The sequence below is a fragment of the Marinomonas alcarazii genome, assembly GCF_003208215.1.
GTDB lineage: Bacteria > Pseudomonadota > Gammaproteobacteria > Pseudomonadales > Marinomonadaceae > Marinomonas > Marinomonas alcarazii.
In genome coordinates this window covers 221,406-244,224 of sequence record NZ_QKLW01000001.1, presented here as the reverse complement: position 1 = coordinate 244,224, position 22,819 = coordinate 221,406, and the positions used below count along the sequence as shown (strand labels likewise).

Annotated in this window: 16 protein-coding genes; 6 read left to right on the top strand and 10 right to left on the bottom strand. The window is 44.2% G+C overall.

Annotated features, from left to right (window positions below):
- Positions 1-12 precede the first annotated feature (12 nt).
- On the top strand, positions 13-2,340 hold the full coding sequence (locus tag DFP75_RS01050; RefSeq protein WP_110571650.1) for an FdhF/YdeP family oxidoreductase: 2,328 nt from the start codon (positions 13-15) through the stop codon (positions 2,338-2,340).
- Positions 2,341-2,440: 100 nt separating this feature from the next.
- Here the strand turns inward: DFP75_RS01050 and DFP75_RS01045 are convergent, their stop codons facing one another.
- Positions 2,441-3,895, bottom strand: coding sequence for a TrkH family potassium uptake protein (locus DFP75_RS01045; RefSeq protein ID WP_110571649.1), 1,455 nt, complete (start codon positions 3,893-3,895; stop codon positions 2,441-2,443).
- A 169-nt stretch (positions 3,896-4,064) separates the two neighbouring features.
- Here DFP75_RS01045 and DFP75_RS18645 point away from each other — a divergent pair, with 169 nt between their 5' ends.
- Positions 4,065-4,193, top strand: a complete 129-nt coding sequence (locus tag DFP75_RS18645) for a hypothetical protein (protein ID WP_281270032.1) — start codon at positions 4,065-4,067, stop codon at positions 4,191-4,193.
- Between the two features lie 60 nt (positions 4,194-4,253).
- On the opposite strand, the gene DFP75_RS01040 is transcribed toward DFP75_RS18645, so the two are convergent.
- From DFP75_RS01040 to DFP75_RS01010, 7 genes are all read right to left on the bottom strand, one after another.
- A complete protein-coding gene (locus DFP75_RS01040) occupies positions 4,254-4,670 on the bottom strand; it encodes an acyl-CoA thioesterase (RefSeq protein WP_110571648.1) in 417 nt (138 codons plus the stop codon).
- An 11-nt stretch (positions 4,671-4,681) separates the two neighbouring features.
- On the bottom strand, positions 4,682-6,535 hold the full coding sequence (locus DFP75_RS01035) for a feruloyl-CoA synthase (protein WP_110571647.1): 1,854 nt from the start codon (positions 6,533-6,535) through the stop codon (positions 4,682-4,684).
- A 132-nt stretch (positions 6,536-6,667) separates the two neighbouring features.
- Complete coding sequence (locus DFP75_RS01030) at positions 6,668-8,419, bottom strand: acyl-CoA dehydrogenase family protein (protein ID WP_181416988.1); 1,752 nt, start codon at positions 8,417-8,419, stop codon at positions 6,668-6,670.
- A 10-nt stretch (positions 8,420-8,429) separates the two neighbouring features.
- Positions 8,430-9,197: a 3-hydroxyacyl-CoA dehydrogenase gene (locus DFP75_RS01025; protein ID WP_110571645.1), complete on the bottom strand. Its 768-nt coding sequence runs from the start codon at positions 9,195-9,197 to the stop codon at positions 8,430-8,432.
- Between the two features lie 194 nt (positions 9,198-9,391).
- The gene (locus DFP75_RS01020; RefSeq protein WP_110571644.1) at positions 9,392-10,150 is read right to left on the bottom strand and encodes a crotonase/enoyl-CoA hydratase family protein; all 759 of its coding nucleotides are present in this window, start codon (positions 10,148-10,150) and stop codon (positions 9,392-9,394) included.
- Positions 10,151-10,174: 24 nt separating this feature from the next.
- The gene (locus DFP75_RS01015) at positions 10,175-11,377 is read right to left on the bottom strand and encodes a thiolase family protein (RefSeq protein ID WP_110571643.1); all 1,203 of its coding nucleotides are present in this window, start codon (positions 11,375-11,377) and stop codon (positions 10,175-10,177) included.
- A gap of 30 nt (positions 11,378-11,407) precedes the next feature.
- Positions 11,408-12,976, bottom strand: coding sequence for an acyl CoA:acetate/3-ketoacid CoA transferase (locus DFP75_RS01010; protein WP_110571642.1), 1,569 nt, complete (start codon positions 12,974-12,976; stop codon positions 11,408-11,410).
- 328 nt (positions 12,977-13,304) lie between these two features.
- Here DFP75_RS01010 and DFP75_RS01005 point away from each other — a divergent pair, with 328 nt between their 5' ends.
- From DFP75_RS01005 to DFP75_RS00990, 4 genes are all read left to right on the top strand, one after another.
- Positions 13,305-14,339 carry a TRAP transporter substrate-binding protein gene (locus DFP75_RS01005; protein ID WP_110571641.1) on the top strand — a complete coding sequence of 345 codons (1,035 nt, stop codon included), beginning with the start codon at positions 13,305-13,307 and terminating at the stop codon, positions 14,337-14,339.
- A gap of 23 nt (positions 14,340-14,362) precedes the next feature.
- Positions 14,363-14,866 (top strand): TRAP transporter small permease, encoded by a 504-nt coding sequence (locus DFP75_RS01000; protein ID WP_110571640.1) that lies wholly within the window; start codon positions 14,363-14,365, stop codon positions 14,864-14,866.
- A complete protein-coding gene (locus DFP75_RS00995; RefSeq protein WP_110571639.1) occupies positions 14,859-16,178 on the top strand; it encodes a TRAP transporter large permease in 1,320 nt (439 codons plus the stop codon). The genes DFP75_RS01000 and DFP75_RS00995 overlap by 8 nt, the downstream gene beginning before the upstream one ends.
- Positions 16,179-16,303: 125 nt before the next feature.
- Positions 16,304-16,759 carry a MarR family winged helix-turn-helix transcriptional regulator gene (locus DFP75_RS00990; RefSeq protein WP_110571638.1) on the top strand — a complete coding sequence of 152 codons (456 nt, stop codon included), beginning with the start codon at positions 16,304-16,306 and terminating at the stop codon, positions 16,757-16,759.
- A 68-nt stretch (positions 16,760-16,827) separates the two neighbouring features.
- Here DFP75_RS00990 and DFP75_RS18640 read toward each other — a convergent pair whose 3' ends face one another.
- Together DFP75_RS18640 and DFP75_RS00980 are read right to left on the bottom strand one after the other, a co-directional pair.
- Positions 16,828-18,141: a methyl-accepting chemotaxis protein gene (locus DFP75_RS18640; protein ID WP_110571637.1), complete on the bottom strand. Its 1,314-nt coding sequence runs from the start codon at positions 18,139-18,141 to the stop codon at positions 16,828-16,830.
- A gap of 103 nt (positions 18,142-18,244) precedes the next feature.
- Complete coding sequence (locus DFP75_RS00980; RefSeq protein WP_110571636.1) at positions 18,245-22,531, bottom strand: PAS domain S-box protein; 4,287 nt, start codon at positions 22,529-22,531, stop codon at positions 18,245-18,247.
- Positions 22,532-22,819 lie beyond the last annotated feature (288 nt).

The window sequence follows — 22,819 nt, the reverse complement described above, 5'->3', positions numbered from 1 at the left end:
AAGGAAAAAAACTTGAGTAAAAAAGCTGATTTTTATTCGCCATATAAAGGACCGGCGGGTGGCTGGGGTGCGTTACAAAGCACTACAAAACATTGGTTAAAAAGCAAAAATGCGGTTCGAAACATTCACTCATTATTAAAAACCAACCAACCCCATGGCTTTGATTGTCCAGGCTGTGCTTGGGGTGAAAAGCATGATCCTGCCAAAATCCGTTTTTGTGAAAACGGCGCGAAAGCCGTTAACTGGGAAGCCACATCACGAAAAGTCAATGCCGCTTTTATGGCAGAACACAGTGTAAGCTGGCTGAACACACAAAGTGATTACTTCCTTGAATACCAAGGTCGACTCACTGAACCTATGCGCTATAACCGCGAAACCGATCACTACGAAGCCATCTCTTGGGAACAAGCCTACCAACAAATCGGCGACACGCTAAAAAAACAAGCGGACCCAAATAATGTTGCTTTCTATACATCGGGGCGCGCCAGCAATGAAGCCGCATTCTTATACCAACTCTTTGCACGGGCTTATGGCACAAACAACTTCCCTGACTGTTCGAACATGTGTCACGAAGCCAGTGGTTATGCATTATCCAGCAGTATTGGTAGTGGTAAAGGCACGGTTGATATAGGCGATTTTGAACATACTGATGCCGTCTTTGTTTTCGGGCAAAATCCAGGCACAAACCACCCACGCATGCTAGAAACCCTAAAAGAAGTGGTCCAGCGTGGTGCCCAACTATTCAGCTTCAACACTCTCCAAGAGCGTGGTTTAGAACGTTTCCAGAACCCTCAAAGCCCGATCGAAATGCTGACCAATGGTTCTAAACCAACCAATACTGGCTACTTTTGCCCGAAAATTGGTGGTGATATGGCGGTGGTTCGCGGGATAGTCAAAGTCCTCATTGACATGGAAGAAGCGGCCCAACGAAAAGGCGAAGCGGTTTTTGATCATGACTTTATCAAACAACACACCCAAGGTTTAGATGACTACCTTGAGCAAGTAAAACAAACGCCTTGGCAAGAGATTATCGATCAGTCTGGCTTAAGCAAAGCTGACATAACCCAAGCCGCTAACGTCTACGCCAAAGCAAATAGCGTGATTATTACCTGGGCAATGGGAATAACTCAGCATCATCATTCGGTTGCCACTATCCACGAAATGGTCAACCTAATGGCGCTGCGGGGGAATTTGGGCAAACCTGGTGCTGGCGTTTGCCCTGTTCGTGGCCACAGCAATGTTCAAGGCGATAGAACGATGGGCATTAATGAATGCCCTTCAGAGGAATTTCTAAACGCTTTAGAAACACACTTTCAATTTACACCGCCCAAAAAGCATGGCTTCGCAGTTGTCGATACGATTCGCGCGATGCGGGATGGCAAAGTCAGTGTGTTCATCGCGCTCGGTGGCAACTTCGCGGCCGCAACACCTGATACCAAAGCCACTGAGCATGCCTTACAGCAATGCGAGCTCACAGTACAGATCAGTACTAAGCTTAACCGCTCTCACCTGATTACAGGCAAAGAAGCCATCATACTGCCTTGCCTTGGCCGAACGGATATTGATCATCAGGCTAAAGGACAGCAAAAAATCACTGTAGAAGATTCATTCAGCATGATTCATGCCTCTGGCGGTGTATTAGAGCCATTAAGTAAAGAGCAAAAATCTGAGCCTGCTATCATTGCAGGGATGGCCGCAGCAACACTAGGCAATTTCCCTATTGATTGGCATGAAGCGGTTAGCGATTACAATATCATTCGTGAGCACATTGCGGCTGTGGTGCCAGGATTCAAAGACTTTAACCAACGTATTTTAGAAGATGGTGGTTTCTATCTAGGCAACAGTGCACGTGAAAGAAAATGGGAAACACCAGCCGGCAAAGCCATTTGTCATACTCACGCACTACCTGCTTCTATTTTGCCTAAGCGTGCTCAAGATTTACTTTCTGACAGAACACTGGTCATGCAAACTCTCCGTTCTCATGACCAGTACAACACCACTATTTATGGTATGAACGATAGATATCGTGGTATCAAAGGCGAACGTAAAGTGGTGTTTATCAATCCTGCGGATATACAACGCCTAGGATTTGAAGAAGGCCAAAGTGTCACCCTACGATCCCTATGGGATGATGGCGTCATTCGCCAAGTAAGCGGTTTCAAGTTGGTGCCTTACAGCATTCCTGCTGGCAACATAGCGACCTATTACCCAGAAACGAATCCGCTAGTGCCGCTAGACAGCCTAGGGGAATTCAGTAATACACCAACTTCAAAAAGTATTGCCATAGAACTAGAAGCATTCGAAGAAGAAAGCAACGGTATCGCGGTTGCCACCGTTTAACCCTCTCTTTAAGTAATACTCTCTTTATGTGGTCATTAAAAAGGGGCGGATCTCAATGAGATATCCGCCCCTTTTTTGCTCTTACTATTTATCAAAACGATCAATGGCGCCACATTACCGGAAAGAAAAGCACCAGCACAGTAAAGTATTCAAGACGACCTAAGATCATGGCAAAACTCATCAGCCAAGTACCTGCGTCGCTTAATGGTGAAAAGTTACTGCCCAGCTCAGCAAAGCCTGGCCCAAGCACATTCAAACAAGCTGCGGTTGCACTCAAAGACGCCATAAAACTCATGCCTGTCATCATCAGCAAAACCGTAAACAAAATCGTTATCATGGCGACAATACACATGAATCCCATCACAGAATGTCGTACATCAGCCGCAATCGTTCGCCCCTGAAACTTCATCGCGAAGACCCCATTAGGATGCACTAAGCGCTTTATCTCCAAGCCAATCGATTTGACCGAAATGATGTTGCGGATCACTTTATTACCACCCGCCGTCGACCCTGCACAACCGCCAATGTAACCAACAAAAATCAAAATAATAGACGTCACGGCCGGCCAAGCGCCAAAATCTGTTGCTGCATAACCAGTACTGGTAATAAACGAAATGACATGGAAAAACGACTGTGTAACAGCCACCCAAAGCCCCTCTTCTGACTCTGTCTGAAACAAAAACAAAGCCAATAACAAAGCGATAAAACCAATGATTTTTAAGAAACCTCGCGTCTCTTCATCTTGCCAATAAAGCTTAATGCTACGAGCAATATAAATACGATAATGCAAGGCGAAATTCACCGCCCCCAACACCATAAAAAGGTTACAGATCCACAAAATTAATGGGCTATTAAAATACCCCATACTGGCATCATGAGTAGAAAAACCGCCCGTAGAAACCGTCGTAAAACTGTGGCCTATCGCATCAAACGCAGACATTCCAGCAAAGTAATAACTCAGCGCACACAACACGGTGATCGCTAAGTACACCATCCATAAATAATGTGTGGTACTGGAAACTCGGGGGGAAAGCTTGTCGTCTTTAATTGGCCCTGGAGTCTCGGCTTTTAATAAGCGCATTCCACCAATGTTTAACATTGGCAAAATAGCCACAACAAAAATAACCACCCCAAGACCACCCATCCATTGTAAAAACTGGCGGTACATCAAAAAAGTAGGCGGCATATCATCGAGCCCCGACAAAACGGTTGCCCCTGTGGTTGTTAAAGCACTGATCGACTCGAACACACCGTCAGTAAAAGAAATGTGAGTAATCGAGATAATAGGAATTGCCCCCAGAACCCCAACAGTGAACCAAGTTAATGTCGCGAATAACATAGCTTCGCGAGTATTAACCGAAGGCAATGCGTATTTTCGAAAACCCAATAATATGACCAAAGAAAGTATAAAGATAACCACAGCAGGTATTGCGAATGCACGGCCGACACCATCTTTAAAAAACATGAAAGACAATTCACCAAACACAAACTGCACAACACTCATCCACAAGCATGGCATTGTCAGCATACGCAGCACTAATAAAGGGCGAATCATATTTAGTCGCCTCTCCCATCAATTAATCAGAAGCAGATTCTAAACGTTTACCTTGCGCAAACACAGCCATTCAAAAAAAGCTATTTTGTAAACAATGTGGACGAACTAAGCACCATGTGCTTTATTATATAAAAATAATAACTAAGCCTTGATTCAAAAAGGAATGAAAATGAGCCAAATACCACTGATTGACATATTTCACCTAAGCGCAATGGCCATCACCGTAGGCTGCTTTTTATTTATTAGTGCAAAACGTGTTATCGAACTTTGCTCTAACACCAATATAGAGAAATCATAATAAAAAACCGAGCCAATAAGGCTCGGTCTATAATTTGCCGAAAATCTCAAAGTTTAGCATTTACCCATGGCTTAACATTTTGGCTCTAATATCATCTGGAATCGCTTTGGCTTTAAGGCTGCCATCTAGAGTATGACAAGCCCACACTCGCTTTTCCGTACATTCAATCGCTAAATCACCCTCATTAAAAAGCCGATGGCGAATACCAAAACTGGCACGACCAATCTCAGTAAACTCACTCTTAATGATGACCTTGTCACCATACTTAGAAGGTTTAAAAAATTGCGAGCGAGTATCAACCATTGGAAAGCCAACAGCCTTTAATTCATCACGAATGTACCTAAGCGAAAAGCCCATTGCCTCAAATAAAGCCCCTGTTGAGGCATCAAAATAAGCAAAATAACGCGGATAAAAGACAATATCAGCGGGGTCACAGTCGCCCCACTCAATTTGCACTTGGCGCTCATTATGAAACATAACGCAGTTCCTTATAAACTGATAACCAAATCAGAAAGGGGCTCTTGGTACAAAAGCTCAATTTGATCTTCTCGATGGTTTTGTACTGCACGCTGATTCAATGAACCTTTATCCGTTACTTCGTGAGCATCAATACTTGGTGGCGCAGCTTGCAACAAAATTCGTTGCACGACCGTAGAGCTGCCTGTACTGTTTTTAGCGAACTCGACCAACTTTTGCTTAAACGCCTCTCGAACAGCGGAATGGGCAACAATTTGCTCGTTAGTTTCCACCGAGTCATGTGGCAGAATGGCCTTACAATGGGCCCAATCGGGAAAGACCAGAGCACTGATATAACCGCGGTTTGTGCCACACAACACCACATCCTGCACAAAGGGGGCAAATGAACTGATCAGCTTAGCCCGCAGCGTTCCCGCACTCACCCAAGTACCACTGTCCAATTTGAAGTCCTCAGATACTCGACCATCAAAACGGAAACCACGCTGGGGCTCATTCTCATCCAGATACGCAAAGGCGTCACCTAGACAGTAATAGCCTTCTTCATCAAACGCTTTTGCCGTCAACTCAGGCTGACGCCAATAACCCGGCATCACGGTTTCCGCCTTAACACGCGCTTCTAACTTACCTTCGTTTGGAACCAGCTTAATCGACACACCAGGGGCAGGAACGCCAATAACACCAGAAGTGGACTCTTCTACAGAAGCAAACGTCGCTGACGGTGCCGTTTCGGTACACCCTAATCCTGTGACCATGGGTATTTTTTTGCCCGTATATTGAATCGCCAAGGCATCCAAATCGTCCCAAATATGTTGGGCTAAGCCTGCCGCAGCAAAGAAAGTAAACTGCAAGCGCGCAAAAAACTTCTCAGCCAAATCCTGATCGGCTTTTAGGCTTTTCACCAAAAGCTCAAACCCTTTTGGCACATTGAAATAGACGGTTGGAGAAATCTCTGCAAGATTCTGCAAGGTTTTATCGAATAACTTCTCGGTTGGCTTACCATCGTCTAAGTACAAACTTCCGCCGTTGTACAAAGCAATACCGATATTATGATTACCACCAAAAGTATGGTTCCAAGGAAGCCAATCCACCATGATAGGTGGCTGATCTTTAAAGAACTGCATAACTTGATGAATCATCACTTGGTTAGCGCAAATCATACGTTGAGTATTGATCACACCTTTTGGCATCCCTGTGGTGCCAGAGGTAAACAGCACTTTAGCAATGGTATCGCCATTCACCTGAGCATTCTTTTCATCGATTAAATGAGATTCAGGAAAGTCCCAGAAAGAGTCAAACGATAAAGTAGGATTAGAAATTTTCTGCGGTGTGATATCGCCTTTTATGACAGCAACTGGCGTCTCTGCCTCTTTGCAAACGGCTTGAATGGCATTTTCATAAGGAGCAAGCTCATCCACCACAATCAAACCCGGCGTCAAAATATCAAAAATATGTTGTAGCTTACCGAAATCAGTCGCAACCAGAGAATAAGCTGGTGACACTGGTGCATGAGCAATTCCTACATACATGCCTGCCAGTGCCAGCATCAAGTGCTCAACACTATTACCACATAGAAATACGATAGGACGATCAACAGAAACAGGTTGAGTAAGTAACCAAGAGGCAAGTTTGCGCACTCGAGTTACCGCTTGAGCGTAGGTTACTTTCTGCCATTCGCCGTGCTCATCACGCTGTGCAACAAACATCTGATCTGGTGTTTTATCAGCCCAGTATTCAAGCTTATCAGTCCAGCAACGAGCGTACTCATCAAGCGCTTTTTGGCTATTGATGATTTGCACTCCGCCTTCACGATTTTCAATGTCGATCGGATGCGCCACAACCTTAATTGGATGAAATTCACCGTTCATTTTTTGCTCCCGCTCTCATCTTTTGCCCTTTAAGGCTTTTGATTATTTTTATGTCTTGAGTATTAGGGAGTGGTTTAGTAACCACTGCCGAATTGTTATTTTTATCTCGACTTCAGACCAAAACGGCCTGTTTCAAAATTTGTACTTGCTAAGACCTAAACCAGCATTTTCAACAACCTTTAGCGCCGCCAATGCACAAGGCAAACGATAAGCTCCATAAAATGCGGCTAGCGCCTTAATATTCTGCATATAAGGCTCATCAACCGTGTCTTGGGTTTGCTGATAAGCCAGCACATTAAATATCTGCCATGTGCAACATAGAATGCCCATAGCCTCCAAGAAAGGCACAGATACTGCCAGTAAACCGTCATGATCGGCATTCAGATTCAACAAGTGTGAGTCCAGCAATGACGTCACTTTAGTAACCACCAGCTGCGTTTCTGTCGCCATAGAGGCAAACTCATCATCCGCTTCAAAAGGCTGAATCAACCGAGTTATTTCTGCTAATAACTCAGTGACTGTGCGACCTTGGTCACCACGTACTTTTCTAAACATTAAGTCACGGGCCTGAATGCCTGTCGTGCCTTCATAAATCGTCGTGACTCGGGCATCGCGCATAATTTGCGCAACACCGGTTTCTTCTACGAACCCCATGCCACCAAAAACCTGAACCACTTGGCCTGCCATCACATTGGCACGCTCTGTTGCAAAGGCTTTAAAAATCGGTGTCAGCAAAGCGACTCGATCTTTTTTCGATGAATCATGGGCCGCCTCAGTGGCATCAATTTGAGCTGCAATTTGATAGCCCAAAGCACGCAGTGCAAAGGTTTCCGAACGCATTTCTAGCAACATGCGTTTCACATCGGCATGCTCAACAATGGCCACCTTTTCGCCTTCACTATTAGCGCCTTGAGTTCGTTCTTGGGCATACTCTAATGCCCGTTGATAACCCAATTCCCCCAGAGCCACGCCTTGTAAGCCGCAACTTAAGCGAGCCTCATTCATCAAGACAAACATAGCTTGTAAGCCTTGATTTAATTCCCCTACCAATTCACCAATACAATCGTCTTGGTCGCCGTAGCTAATGGAACAAGTTGGGCTACCATGAAGTCCCATTTTGTGTTCCATTCCAGTACAACGAACATCATTGAATTCGCCAAGTGCACCGTCGTCGCCAACACGATACTTAGGCACGATAAATAACGAAATGCCGCGGCTACCCGCCGGTGCATCTGGTGTTCTAGCCAGAACTAAATGCGCAATGTTGTCGGTAAGATCATGATCACCATAGGTAATGAAAATCTTCTGACCTTTAATCTTATAAGTATTGTCAGCTTGTGGTATCGCCTTGGTGTTTAGAGCACCAAGATCTGAACCCGCATTAGGCTCTGTCAGAGCCATCGCCACGGTCCAATCACCGCTAACAATGTTTGGTAAATAACGCTCTTGGATCGATTTATTCGCAAAGTTCAATAGGATCTCTGAACCACCTTGCGCGAGAGCTTGAAACATCACAAAGGCCAAATTCGCCGACAACCACATTTCATTAACCGGCTGCGCTATGTACTTTGGCAGACCTTGGCCACCAAACGCTTCCGGCAACGCCAAACCAATCCAACCTGATTCGGCAAATTGCTGATAAGCATCTCGCCAACCATCTGGCGTTATTACCTTTCCGTCTTCAAAGCGACAGCCTTGAACATCGCCCACCGCATTCAGTGGTGCAAGCACACCTGTGGCAAATTTCGCCGCTTCTTCCATCACCGCATTGGCCAGCTCGGGATCAAAACCATCCAATGATTCGCAAGCATCCAAGCCTTGCTGCTGATAGGCTTGTGCCACCAGCAGCTGCATGTCTTTGTAAGGCGCTTGATAAGTCATCATCGACTCCGAGTTACTTCGCTGCCATACGAATCGCACCATCAAGACGAATCACTTCGCCATTGAGCATGCCGTTCTCGATAATATGTTGAGCCAAAGACGCATACTCATCAGGCTCACCAAGGCGCGGTGGAAATGGCACAGATTCACCCAAGGACTTTTGCACTTCTTCCGGCAACACATCCATCATTGGTGTTTTGAATAAGCCTGGGGCAATGGTCATCACGCGAATACCGAAACGGGCTAATTCACGAGCAATCGGCAAAGTCATAGCGCACACACCGCCTTTGGACGCCGCATACCCTGCTTGGCCAATCTGACCATCAAACGCCGCAACAGACGCGGTATTAATAATCACTCCACGCTCTAAATTGGCTTCTTGTTCGTTGTGCTGCATTTTGTCGGCTACCAAACGAATCATGTTAAAGGTGCCAATTAAGTTAACCGATACCGCACGCTGGAATGATGCCAAGCGATGCGGACCTTCACGCCCAACGACACGCTCTGCGCCGGGTATACCCGCACAGTTAACCAAGCCACTAATAGGACCAAAGGCTTCAACTGCTTTATCAATCGCATTCTGAACCGATACTTCATCTACGATATCCGTCACACAGCCTTGGACTCGTTCACCTAAGTCTGATTTGACGCGTGCTAAACCTTCTTCATTTACATCCGCTAGAGTGACTTTGGCACCTAGACCGTGCAGACGACGCGCAACCGCCTCGCCAATCCCCGAAGCCGAGCCTGTCACCACAAAATGTTTGTCTTGGATTTGCATCTAAATACTCCTTACCTTGCTGTTATTTTTATTACCAAGGGCAGATTTACTCAGTCTTTTCCTTGTTATTTGATAAAAGAGTCTTGGCATTTGATTCACGCTGACGCATTAAATTTGCGAAACAGACGCAAGTACTTTTTATTTTAAGCACTAAATTTCAAGACTCATGGTATGCACGACTACAAGCAAAGCTCTTAGCTTTTTTTACGATTTAAAAACGCATCAATACGTGCTTTTACTTCCTCGCTGGTTTGCGTAATACCGCAAATCAATGACTCGGTATACATACCTTCCTGTGCCGACATATTGCCGATACGGCTTAGTCCCGTGGTCATTGCCCAGTTGGAATATTTAGAGTTTTTGCTGATGCCTTTGGCGATTTCAAATGCTTTTGCTAAGGCTTCGCCATGACCAACAACATAATGCGCTAGGCCAATGCGTAAACCTTCTTCAGCATCTACGTCGCGTCCTGTCAGCATCATTTCAGTCATACGGCTAACACCAATGACATTGGAGACATTGACAGATGCGCCACCGCCAACAAAAATCCCGTGTTTGCCTTCAGGTAAGCGGTAGAAAGTATTCTCTTCCGTAACACGCACATGAGCACAAATCCCCAACTCTAGGCCGCCACCAATAACCGCACCATGCATGGCCGCCACAACTGGAATGCCAGAATCACGGATATGACCAAATACGCGGTGCCACATATTGGAATGCTTCACTACTTCGAAAGGTTCACGCGCCTTGTGCTCTTGCAAATCCAGACCAGAACAAAATTCAGGACCATTGCCAGAAAGCACAATAACCTTCACTTCATCCGCTAAATTCAAAAACACATGCTCAATCTCAAGACATAAGCTGTCATTGATGGCATTTTTCTTTTCTGGGCGGTTAAGCTGTAAATGCGCCACACCGTTTTCTACGGAATAATTAATAAATTGATAAGTCATCTTGGATTACCTTTAGCCTTATAATTAGCGGTCTGAAACTTTGATTACTACGGCCATGCCGGTATCACCCGCCGCACAACCAGTGAACAATCCATAACCGCCACCATTGATAACCAATTCTTCAATAAGCTCAATAATGGCACGCATGCCAGTTGGCCCTTGTGGGTGGCCCCAAATCAAAGAACAGCCATAGTTGTTCATCGTCATCACATCTATGTCCATGGCTTTCGCCAAGGCTACATCGTTAACCGCAAACGGGTTGTGTGTTTTGATGGCTTTCACTTGTTTTATATCAACGCCTGCCACGGCAAGAGCGCGTTTCGCGGCCTCTATCGGTGCAGCTGGCATATAAGCCAAATCATCACGGGCTTGCCCAAAACCTAGCACTTCGATCTTGATTTCAGAACGCTTAGTCAGCTCAGCGACTTTTTCTGAATGACACAAAATAACGGAAGCATTGCCATCGGCAGGATGAGTCTGGTTACCAAAAGTAATCACGCCACCTTCCTGAATTGGCTTCAGTTTTTGCAAGCCTTCTAGGGTAGTTGGAAACACCCCTTCGTCGCCCGTAATGACTTTATCTTCTTTGGCGAAATTGGCTGTCGGTACAGATAAAGGCAATGTCATGTAGCGTTTCTGGAATGCCTGATCGTCTTGCAAAGCCGCTTGATATTGCTCATAGCGACGGAAAGTGACTGTGTCTAATTCTTCACGAGTGATATCGAAACGCTTAGCGACATTTTCACCCGTTTGCATCATCGAATGACCACCAACACAGTCGTTCATCATGTTGTAAGTTACTTGATCTTCTGACGCTCCTGCCGGGCCTTTCGCATTGGGATAATAGATATGTGGGCCGTTAGAACAGCGATCCGCCGTCATCAACAAAGACACATTTGCCATACCACAGACAATTTCTGATGCGGCAGCAAACAAACCACGCGCACTGGTCGCACACACTTGGTTAACCGCATGACCGGCGGTATTAACCGCACCAATGTCGTACAAAGGCCAAGGCGCACCATTGAAAGATTGATATTGATTCACCGTCATACCCAACACCCCAGAATCAAACACCTTGGGGTCAATATGGCGTTTCGCCAATTCAGCTTTCGCTACGTGCGCAGCAAACTTCATGGAATGTAAATGTTGTAATGAGCCCTGCCACTTTGTGAATGGCGTACTCCAATACGCACCGTAAGGAATTTCTACATTGTTGATCGACATAAGGTTTCTCGCTTATTTATTCTTGTTTTTTTACTGTTGGTTAGCCGTCGCCATGATGTCAGACAAACCACCCCATTGTTCAGCAAAGATAGCTTCCGGCATGGTTTTTAGATCGTCTGCAATAACAGGTCTAAACGCCATAGCACTCAATACATCTTTTTCTAAATCCAACCCCGGTGCGATTTCGGTGAGCACCATGCCTTCTTGACGCAGCTCTAAAACGCAACGCTCCGTGACAAACACCACAGGCTGATGGTTTTCACGCGCCACAGCCCCACTAAAGGTAATGTGATCTACCGACTCGACAAACTTCTGCACCTTGCCTTCTTCTAGCACGGTCATTTTGCCGTTTTCGAAGCTCAACTTAGCGCCATTCACCAAGGTGCCGCAGAACACCACTTTCTTGGCACTTTGAGAAATATTAATAAAACCGCCTGGGCCAACAACTTTAGGGCCAAACTTACTGACGTTTAAATTCCCTTCTTTATCTGCTTGCGCCAGTCCCAAAAAGGCAATATCCAAACCGCCACCGTCATAAAAATCGAACTGCGCTTCATGCTCAATAATCGCATCCGCATTCCACGCCGCGCCAAAGTCACCGCCAGACGCGGGAATACCGCCGTAAGTGCCGAGCTCGGTCGTTAGAGTAAATAAATGGGAGACTTTTTCTTCTGCCGCAATGGCAGCAACCCCATCAGGCATACCAATGCCAAGGTTCACCATAGCGTTTGCTTTTAACTCCATCGCTGCACGACGAGCAATCACCTTTCGGTCACTAAAAGGCATTGGTGGCAACGCATTTAAAGGCACACGGGAATTACCCGCTAAACCTGGATTGTAGGTTGTTGTGATGGTTTGTTTGTGGTCTTCGGCAGGGGCGACAGTGACATAATCCACTAACACACCTGGCACTTTCACTTCTTTCGGATGAATGGAGTGGCGCTCAGCAATGTATTTCACTTGCGCAATAACGATACCACCGCTGTTTTTAGCCGCTTGTGCCATTGGCAAGATTTCCGCCAACATGGCTTCTTCTTCCACAGATAGATTGCCATCTTCATCAGCCGTAGTGGCACGAATCACGACAACATCGAGCGGAAATTTCTTATAGAGAAGCCACTCTTCGCCTTCAATATTGATGCGTTTAACCAGATCTTCCTTAGTTAATGACGTCACCTTACCACCACTTACTAAAGGATCGACATAGGTTCCCATACCAATCTTGGTGATCACGCCAGGTTTATTGCCTGCTATTTGACGCCACATAGTGGTCAATACACCTTGAGGAAGCAAATAGGCCTCAATGGCATTATCTGAAATCATTTGCGCCATTTTGGGTGCTTGGCCTGTGTGCCCAGAAATCAGGCGTTTCACTAAATTCGGGTAGGACATTCGGGACATGCCTGCGTCTTTACCGTTACCACAACCACAGTCATGGATTAACGTTAAAGCCTGTGGGTGGCCCGTTGCTATAAAGCGCTGCTCAACGGCTTTAGCGACAGCCTCAGCAAAATAAGACATACCCACTGTAGACCAGGCAACATTGGCACCATCAGGAATCAACTCAGCAGCTTGCGCTGAAGAAATAACCTTGCTCATTTTTACCCTCACATCTCTTTTATATTTATTTAGTTGGGCTTTAGTTCGTCGACTTTAACTTGTCAGGAATAATTATGTTGTACATTACAACTATTTTTTTTACAAACATTTTTTATGCACGTTACTTTTTTTGAATACCTTGTGTAAAAATTCTATGAGGAGTTTTGTTGAAAACCCCAACTATTCATGTCAAAACTAACCTATTCTTTAGATAGAGAGATAAAAAGCAAAAAATACTGGCAGGATCAATGAGCATGATGGAGCATCCCGATCACGTCATCTAAAAGTGAAAAACAATAAATAACAAAAAAAATACAAGGTGAACAAAATGAAAAAAATCCAAATGACAAGCCTCGCTTTTATGGTGGGCTCTATGATGTCTATCAATGCTTTAGCCGCTGACGCTGAGTACACCCTAAAGCTGCACCACATGCTCCCTCCTGCATCCAATGCGCACAGTAATTTTTTGGAACCTTGGGCGAAAAAAGTAGAAGAAGAATCCAATGGCCGCATTAAAATTGACATTTATCCAGCTATGCAATTAGGCGGTAAACCAGCACAGCTTTTTGATCAAACACGTAAAGGTATCGTTGATATCTCTTGGACTGTCGCAGGCTATACTCCTGGACGCTTCCCTAAAATGACCTCTTTTGAACTGCCGTTTATCCCAGGTTCAGCCAAAGCAACCAGTATGGCTCTACAAGAATATGCAGAAACCGAAATGCAAGATGAACTAAAAGACGTTCATCTGTTGGCGGTTCATACACACACTCCAGGTTCTCTTCATTCTCGCGATAAAAGAATTAAAAGCCTAGAAGACTTACAGGATTTAAAAGTTCGCGCGCCAAACAAATACATGTCTGAAGCATTCAGTGCCATTGGTGTTAACACCGTATTTTTACCTGTACCAGAAATGCCAAGCGCGCTTTCTAAAGGTGTCATTGATGTCGCTGTGCTACCTTATGAAGTGGTTCTACCGATGAAGATTCATGAATTGGTTGGACACCATACTGAATTTAAAGGCAAAGGCTTATATTCAAATACCTTCGCCTTTACGATGAATAAAAAGGTCTATAACAGCATGCCAGCTGACCTACAAAAAGTGATCGACAACAACTCAGGTGTAGAATTAGCAGGTCACATTGGTGAGGTTTTCGATAACTATGAAGTATTCGCGCGTAAATATGCGGTAGATCGTGGCAATACTTTCGATTACATCGAAGGTGCCGAGCATCAACGTTGGGAAGAAAAAATGGCTCCGGTTGTCGATAAATGGGTTGAAGACATGAATGACGACGGCTACGAAGGACAACGTCTTCTCGATAAAACAAGAGCTCTTATCAAGAAATACGAAGACTTATAAGCCAGCCAATCGGATAAGTTAGCATGATCAAATTTAATGCAGATATACACCGATCTTATCTAGGTCGCGTATCGTCTCTATTTGCGCTAACGGGTGGCTTTATCATGTTGATACTGGCGGCGATAACCGTCACCAGTATCATTGGTAGGTCAACCATAGGGCAATCAATAGTAGGCGATTATGAAATTACCGAAATGGGTCTGGCAATGGCCGTATTTCTTTTTTTACCCGAATGCTATTTGCGCAAGGGCCATGTCATCGTCGACCTCTTTACCGCAAACTGCAAACCAAGCACTTTACGGTTTTTAGATACCTTCAGTGACGTAGTTTTCACCATAGTGGCCTTTGTTTTTGCCTATCGTATGAGCCTAAGCGGCTTAGAGGCAAAGGAGTATTTAGAACAAAGTATGCTTCTAGAGTTGCCGACTTGGTGGACCTTTATTGTAGGCGTTGTATCCATGATACTTTGTGGCCTATGTGGTCTTTATAAGCTGTCTACCACCTTGTGTGGAGGTAATCATGAGTAATGTAGAACTGGCCTTTTTAATGATGGCTGTACTGCTGGTTCTGATGAGTATTCGTATTCCTATCGCCTTAACTATGTTGGTTTGTGGTGCTGTTGGTTACGCTCTTATTGGTGGTGTACCTTCCCTTTTAGAATATTTGGGCACTGCGCCGGTCGCAAAATTTTCCACTTACGACCTTTCTGTTGTTCCACTCTTTTTATTAATGGGCGAATTAGCAACACGATCTGGTATCACCGCGGAACTATTCCGCACCTGTAACACCTGGATTGGTCGCCAACGTGGCGGTATTGCCATGGCAGCGATTGCAGGCTGTGCCGCCTTTGGCGCTATTTGTGGTTCGTCTTTAGCCACGGCCTCAACTATGGGCAAGGTTGCCTTACCAGAAATGAAACGCCTGAAATATTCTGGCAGTTTAGCGGCTGGTGCGTTGGCAGCTGGCGGAACGTTAGGCATATTGATCCCACCTTCCATGGTGCTGATTATTTTCGCCGTACTGACCGAACAGAATATCTCAAAAATGTTTATTGCCGCCTTCGTTCCGGGCTTTTTAGCCGCTGGTGGTTACATTCTTGCTATTGCGGTTTATGTACGAATTTTCCCTGATGCAGGCCCTCGTGGCCCAAAAACGACATTTGCCCAGAAAATCAAATCAACCAAAGATGTTTGGCACATCACGACAATCTTCTTGATCGTATTGGGCGGTATCTACATGGGGATCTTCACCCCAACAGAAGCCGCTTCCGTTGGTGTCATTTTAACCGCCATTCTTGCCTTTACTCATGGCAAAATGCGAATGGATGGCCTATTGGTTTGCTTAATACGGACCGCTGTATCCTCTGCAATGATTTTTTTCATTGTGCTAGGCGCAGACCTTTTTAGTGTCTTTATTGCTTTGTCCCGCTTGCCGGATTTAGGGGTTGAACTTATACAAAATTCCGGTTTGTCGCCATATACCATATTGGTCTGCATGCTGCTTACCTATTTGGTTATGGGCTGTTTCTTAGACAGCTTAGCAATGATCTTGCTGACAATTCCAATTTACTTCCCCATGATAATGGCGATGGATTTTGGCATACCGCAAGCAGACTTAGGACTTTGGTTTGGTATCTTAGCCTTGATCGTTGTAGAAGTGGGGCTAATCACACCACCCGTCGGTATGAACGTATTTATTATAAAATCGTTCGATGATGCCCTAAAGCTCAAAGATTGCTTCAAAGGGGTTATTCCTTTCCTAATCTCAGACTTTATTAGGGTCGCATTACTTATACTCTTCCCTAGTATTACCCTCGGACTCGTTCACTTAATAGGGTAATAAAAAAGGCGTAGGTGCACATTGCACCTACGCCTTTTTGATATAATCCCCAATAGTTTAGACTCACACCAAACTCATGTTTTATATTACAATAACGGATTATTCGACTAAGAACTGAGACACTCATGGCTAACGACACAAAAAAAATAGACCAACCCGTAGACTTTGGCATACTCAATAACTTGGTTGGTTATCGCTTACGTCGCGCACAAATGAATTTCTTCACAAAATTTTCTGAGGTCTGTTCAGATCTTGGTATCAGCCCAGGCTTGTTTGCCATAGCCGCGATCGTTGAACGAAACCCAGGGCTAACCCAAACAGCCGTCGCTCAGGCATTAGGCAATGATCGATCTGCCATGGTAGCCGCAGTCGATAAGCTCGAAAAAATGGACATTATTGAACGTAGACCAGCCATTAATGACCGTCGATCCTACGCTCTTTTTATGACACCGCATGGTGAAGAGTTTTTTCTTAAAATCAGTCAACGAGTCATGGAACATGAACAAGCAATGGCTTCACGTCTTGATGGTGAGAATGAATTAGATTGGCTATTAAAAACGCTAGATACGCTCTCTAAGTAATTAAAAAGGCCAACTCTGAACGCCCCATAAGGTTGGCCTTTGTTAATATTCTTTTGCTTAAATACAGATCAAAGTTTATTAGTAAACTGACCAACAGCATCGACAACACGTTTAGCACCATCTTGTATTTCGACGATAACCTCACCCGCTTCATTAGATAACGCCAACCCTTTTTGCGCTTGTTCTCTGCCTTTATTAATCAGGGCAACGGCTTTTTCGGCAAGCACTTGGTTCTTTCCAACCACCCCAACAATCTCTTCTGTTGCAGAGCTGGTACGTGATGCCAACTGTCTAACTTCGTCTGCTACAACCGCGAAGCCTCGACCTTGCTCTCCCGCTCTAGCGGCTTCAATTGCGGCATTTAGTGCTAATAAATTCGTCTGATCCGCAATCCCTCTTATACTTTCAATAATGGAACCAACTAATTGAGACTGAGCATCCAATTCTGAAATCCCTTGCGCGGCTTCAGCCATTTGCTCGGATAGTTGGCGCATCACGGCCACGGTTTCACTCACCACTTGATTACCTTTTTTAGCACTAGAATCGGTTTGCTGTGAGGTGGCATAAGCAATATCTGCTGCTTCTGATACTGCCAATTCACGATTCACTAAATCTGTAATCAGAGTGGCAAACTTAATGACTTTGTAAAACCGGCCATGTACATCGGAAATGGGATTATATGACGCTTCTAGCCAAACAGTATTGCCTCTACTGTCAATACGTTGAAAACGATCGGCAACAAACTCGCCTTTATTTAAACGTGCCCAGAAAGCGGTATAAGCATCAGAATTCGCCTCTTCAGCAGTACAAAACATCCTGTGATGCTTGCCTTTTATTTGATCGATTTTATAGCCCATACCACGCAAAAAAAGCTCATTTGCATCTAGTATGTGCCCACTCATATCGAATTCAATCACCGCAGTAGAGCGTTGCAATGCCGCTATAATATTTTCATCTTCGCGGGAGCTCGTGATAGTCCGTGTTAAGTTATTACAATATAGAGAGTATTCTTTTAGCTTACCTGTTTCACCATGAAGAATGGGCTGAAACACGGCTCTTAACCATGATTCAGAGCCGTCTTCTTTTTCAATTTCCAAGGCTCCAGCCCAATGTCTCACTTCTTTTATAGCATTCATAAACGCCTTATAATGCTCAGTTTTTCGCGAGTAGACAGGCACCAAATCTGCTAACTTTCTTCCGACAATCGCTTCTTTAGAAAAGCCAAGCTCTGTCGTGAACATTTTATTAACTGATTTCACTAACCCGTCGGTATCCAGAGTAATAACCAGCATTTCTTGATCTAGGCTGTCTTTTATCTGATGAAGAGAGTTTAACTCTTCCTTGATAACCTTAAGTTCACTCTTTAAGTTACGGTTAAACATTCATCTCTCCTAGAATCTGCTCATAAATAGATCAGCGTTATCAAGATTAAGCTGGTTGAAACAAGCAATCTATTGAAATAGCTTAGATCAAATTTTCAATAATTCACCTTTTTCCACTCATTTTTTGCAGAATAATAGCCATTTCTTCTTGCAACTGAGCCCGCAATTCTGTGCTATCAATGGAAGATAAACATGCTTCTACGAGGGCATTATCTTCTGTCGTTTTTAAGGTTTTTTCGAATATAAAAACCTGACTGGCGAAACGCTGTAATCCCATAGTCAAAGACGCCCCTTTTAAAGTATGGAGGGTCTCTGCTGCCGCTAACCGATCTCTGGATTCAACGCTTTGAGCTATTTTTGCTAATAAATCCTCTGACTCTTGAGTAAAGCCCTCGATAACACTGTTATAAAGCTCTATGCTGCCGCCAAATCGACTTAGAATAGACTCAATATCCTCGTAATCGCTTAACTCAACTGTCGGGGTGCTTTTCTCGGTTGGCTCAACCACAGAGTCTTTTGCGTCTTCCTGCGTAACAAGCTCATCTCGAGTGTTAGTATGCTTAAGAATACAGGCAACCATTTTGTCTATATCCAGAGGCTTGGCAATATGGTCATTCATCCCCGCTCTAAAGCAGGCTTGACGGTCTGACTCTGAAACATTGGCCGTCATGGCAATAATTGGAAGCGATGCAAACCTTGTATCCTTACGTATTTGCTTCGTAGCTTCTAAGCCATCAATACCGGGCATTTGCATGTCCATCAACACAATATCAAATGCCCCCACATCATGATTGAGTACTGTTGCAACACCCTCTAAACCGCCTTCTTCCACTGTCACAACAGCGCCTTCAATAGCCAACAATTCTGTGGCCACTTGTCTATTGAAAGCGTTATCTTCAACCAACAAAACTTTCACGCCAATTAAATTACCGCCACCATAATCATTACTCAAACGATCAGGTAACGAGGATGCATCACCTGAAAGAGCTTGATAAACCGTTTCTGACAATTGACTTACTGTTGCGGGCTTTAATAAAGACCCAGAAATACACTCAAATTTATTATCTAATTGATCATTTATTGCGCTAGACAATAAAATGATTTTTGGCGCACGGTCAGTATCAGGAAAGATTGAATTTACTTCGTTAATACTTTCTTGACCCAAAAAGTCTGATGTTTTCGTATCGAGTAAAATGGCATTGTACTTATCACCTGCGGCGAGCGATTCTCTCAGCAATACAATAGCACCCTGAATCGATTCCGCTTTTTTACTTGTCCACCCAAGACCAAATGCCATCCGTGTGAAAATCGCTTGTGTTGCCACATTTTCATCAACAATTAAAACCTGTAACGGCTTGCTGGATATATTATTAAAAGGTAATTCCGGCTTAATATCAGATATCGGCAAATCAACCGTAAAATAAAAACGACTGCCCTTACCTAACTCACTCTCTACTTGTAATGAGCCTCCCATTAACTCGACAAAGCGACGCGAAATAACCAAACCTAACCCTGAGCCCCCAAAGCGGCGTGCAGTGGAAGATTCTGCTTGCGAAAACACCTCAAAAATCGAGTCTAACTTGTCTTCTGCTATACCAATGCCAGTATCCTGAACAGATACCGTTAGACGAACTACACCCGCTTCTGCTGGTTGTTGCTGAATTTTCAACACCACACTGCCTTCTAAAGTAAACTTCACAGCATTACTGACTAGGTTAATAAGTATTTGTAGAAGACGTAATTTGTCACCGACAAGAAAGGCCGGAATCCCCCTATCAATATCAAAAATCAACTCAACATTTTTTCCGAGCGAACTGCCAGACAAAACAGTTGATAATTCACACAACAAGGCTTCAACTTCAAACGGTGCTTTCTCAAGCTCTAATTTACCCGCATCGACTTTAGAAAAATCCAAAACGTCGTTGATCAAAGCCAATAATGATTTCGCAGAAATTTGCGCTTTAGAAATATAATCATCTTGCTGATTTGTCAGTGGCGTGCGCTTTACAAGGTGTAACATACCCAAAATCGCGTTCATGGGGGTGCGTATTTCATGACTCATATTTGCCAAAAAGTTCGACTTAGCGACATTGGCCGCAATAGCTTCATCTTTGGCTTTACGTAACCATGTTTCTAACTCATATTCTTTGGTTATGTCTCGATTAATGCCGGTAACTTTCATCACCTGCCCATCGCTGTCTTTCTGCAAAATAGCACTGGCCAATATATGGCGGATACTGCCATCCGGTAATATGATGCGGAACACAACATCATAAGAGCCCTTATTATCTATCACATCTTTTAACGCTGCGGTGACGGTATCTCGATCTTCTGGATGGACTCGATCGAACCACTCATCATAAGTAATACCCTCGGCTTTTTTGGAAAGTGGAAATTGATACATAGATAGCATCAAATCACTCCACTCCAAAACATCATCAGCAATATTTAGACTCCAGATACCTAGCTGCGCCGCTTCTGCCGCTAACAACAACTGGTCTCTGGTATATATCAACGCCTGTTGGTTACTCTTCTGCTCGGTGATATCCATCGCCATCCCCAGATACCCCACAGTGTTGTTATCACCGTCTTTCATCAGAGTGACAACCAAAGAGACCGGACGTGTACTGCCGTCTTTGTGTATATAGGTCCATTCTTTGCTTTCGAAATCGCCTTGTAAAGCGTGGTGAATCAGTACATCTAGGGAGTCAGAAACCGTTTCACCTGTTGCCTCGAATATGTCAATACGATGTTTGTCGATTTCTATTTCGTCATGGAAGCCAACAGGCGCCAGCTTACCGACAACCTCATCAGCCGCATAGCCCAGCATGCGCTCAGCCCCTTTATTAAATAACTTAATCACACCGTTCAAATCTGTCGCAATAATAGACACTTCTGAAGAAGCATTTAAAACATCACTTAACAATAAATTTAGCTCTCTTAGCTCAGCCGTTCTCGCCTTTACTTGGCTCTCTAAATTGCTATTCAATTCAAAAATTTTGGCTTCCGCTTTTTTACGCTCTGAAATATCACGAATACTTTTTGAAACACCGACAACCTTTTTATTTGCATCTAATATAGGCGATAAAGTAATAGACACTGGAATCTCTGTACCAGACTTGGTGGTTCTTCGCGTCTCAATGGATTTAGGCTCCTTACTCTCTTTTAAAGTCGCAATAGCCTTCAAAGCCTCAAATCGAAGTTCATTGGGCACAAGCAACTCCACCACATTCTTACCTATCGCTTCCTCCTTGGAGTAGCCTAAAATTCGTTCTGCGCCGCTATTCCAGCTGACCACCTCTCCGTCCATATTTGAGCTAACAATACCATCTGCGGAGCTTTCAACAACGGCCGAAATTCTAGCTTGGTGTGTCATCACCTCTCGATTTCGCAAGATATACAGACGTATAACAACCACAACAACTGTCAGTAATAAACTGATTAATAACCCAATCGACAAAAAATCAACCGGGCTGGGTAAACGCAACGATTGAATGAATGCAGGCGTGACTCTTAATACGCTTCTCCATTCACGCCCATATACCTTTGTTGTTTGGACCTGTTCATAACCCGCCACGCCCGATACACTGCTGCCGTAGAATTGAACAGGTTCGTCCAAATCCGTAATGTCCCAAAGTTCATAATGAAGCTTTTCAACATCTACTGGCAAACCACTCAACACCTCACCCATTATCAGAGGGGCATAGCTCCACCCAAAACCCTTCTGTAGACGCTCTGCTTGTGTCAAAGGCGTGCGGCCGCCATGATAAATGGGCATAAGAATAAGAAAGGACTGTTGCGGCTTACCTGTCGCTTGCACTAAAGTGATTGGACCTGTTAAACGAACTTCTCCTGAATACAAAGCAGACGCTGCGGCTTCGCGCCGGTTTTTTTCAGAGGCAATATCCAAACCCACCGCTTGGCGATTTCGATCAACAGGCTCGATATATTGAATAATGTATCGTTCGTTAAAATTGGGGTTTAGTGACTTAACAGAAAACTCAGGCCAGCCATCTTTACGCGCACGATCAACAAAGGCACTTTCTTCTGATGGTGTTACGCGACGAATAAAACCAAAGCCCCTAGCGCCAGGAAACTCAACATCAACATCACGACTTAAACTGTACAGAGTGAAAATCTTGCGAGTAATCAAATTCTCACCCGTAGTTAGTATTGCCCCTCTGGCTCCTCGCAAGCCATATTGATAAAGCTCAATGCGAGTCTGTACTTCCCGTTGTAGAGTATTCGCTGCCTCTAAAGCCGCTTTATTAATCTGTACTTTGTTGTCTTCATGAACTTTGTAAGCAATAGCAAGAGCAACAGTGATCGTCAGCAATAACGTAATAAGAACCCAGCGATTAAAAATAGACTCAAATGATACTCTTTGCACTTATGCCTCCGGGCCACAAACTCACCTCATGCTTGGATAAAACCACAGAAGCGAATAATCAAATACAGCAACAATAAGTTGCAAGTTAATTAATAACTTATATTGAGAAAATTACCACCAAAAACACAAAATAAAACATGGGTTATCTCAGATAAATTATCGTTGAAAAACAGGTAAAACCATACAAAGCACTTAGGCGTTTTATTGTCTTGAATCAATGTTTATTCCACAAACAAAGCAACTCGCATAATTTTACGTTATCCTTTTCACACTATTTAGGCGCGTTTT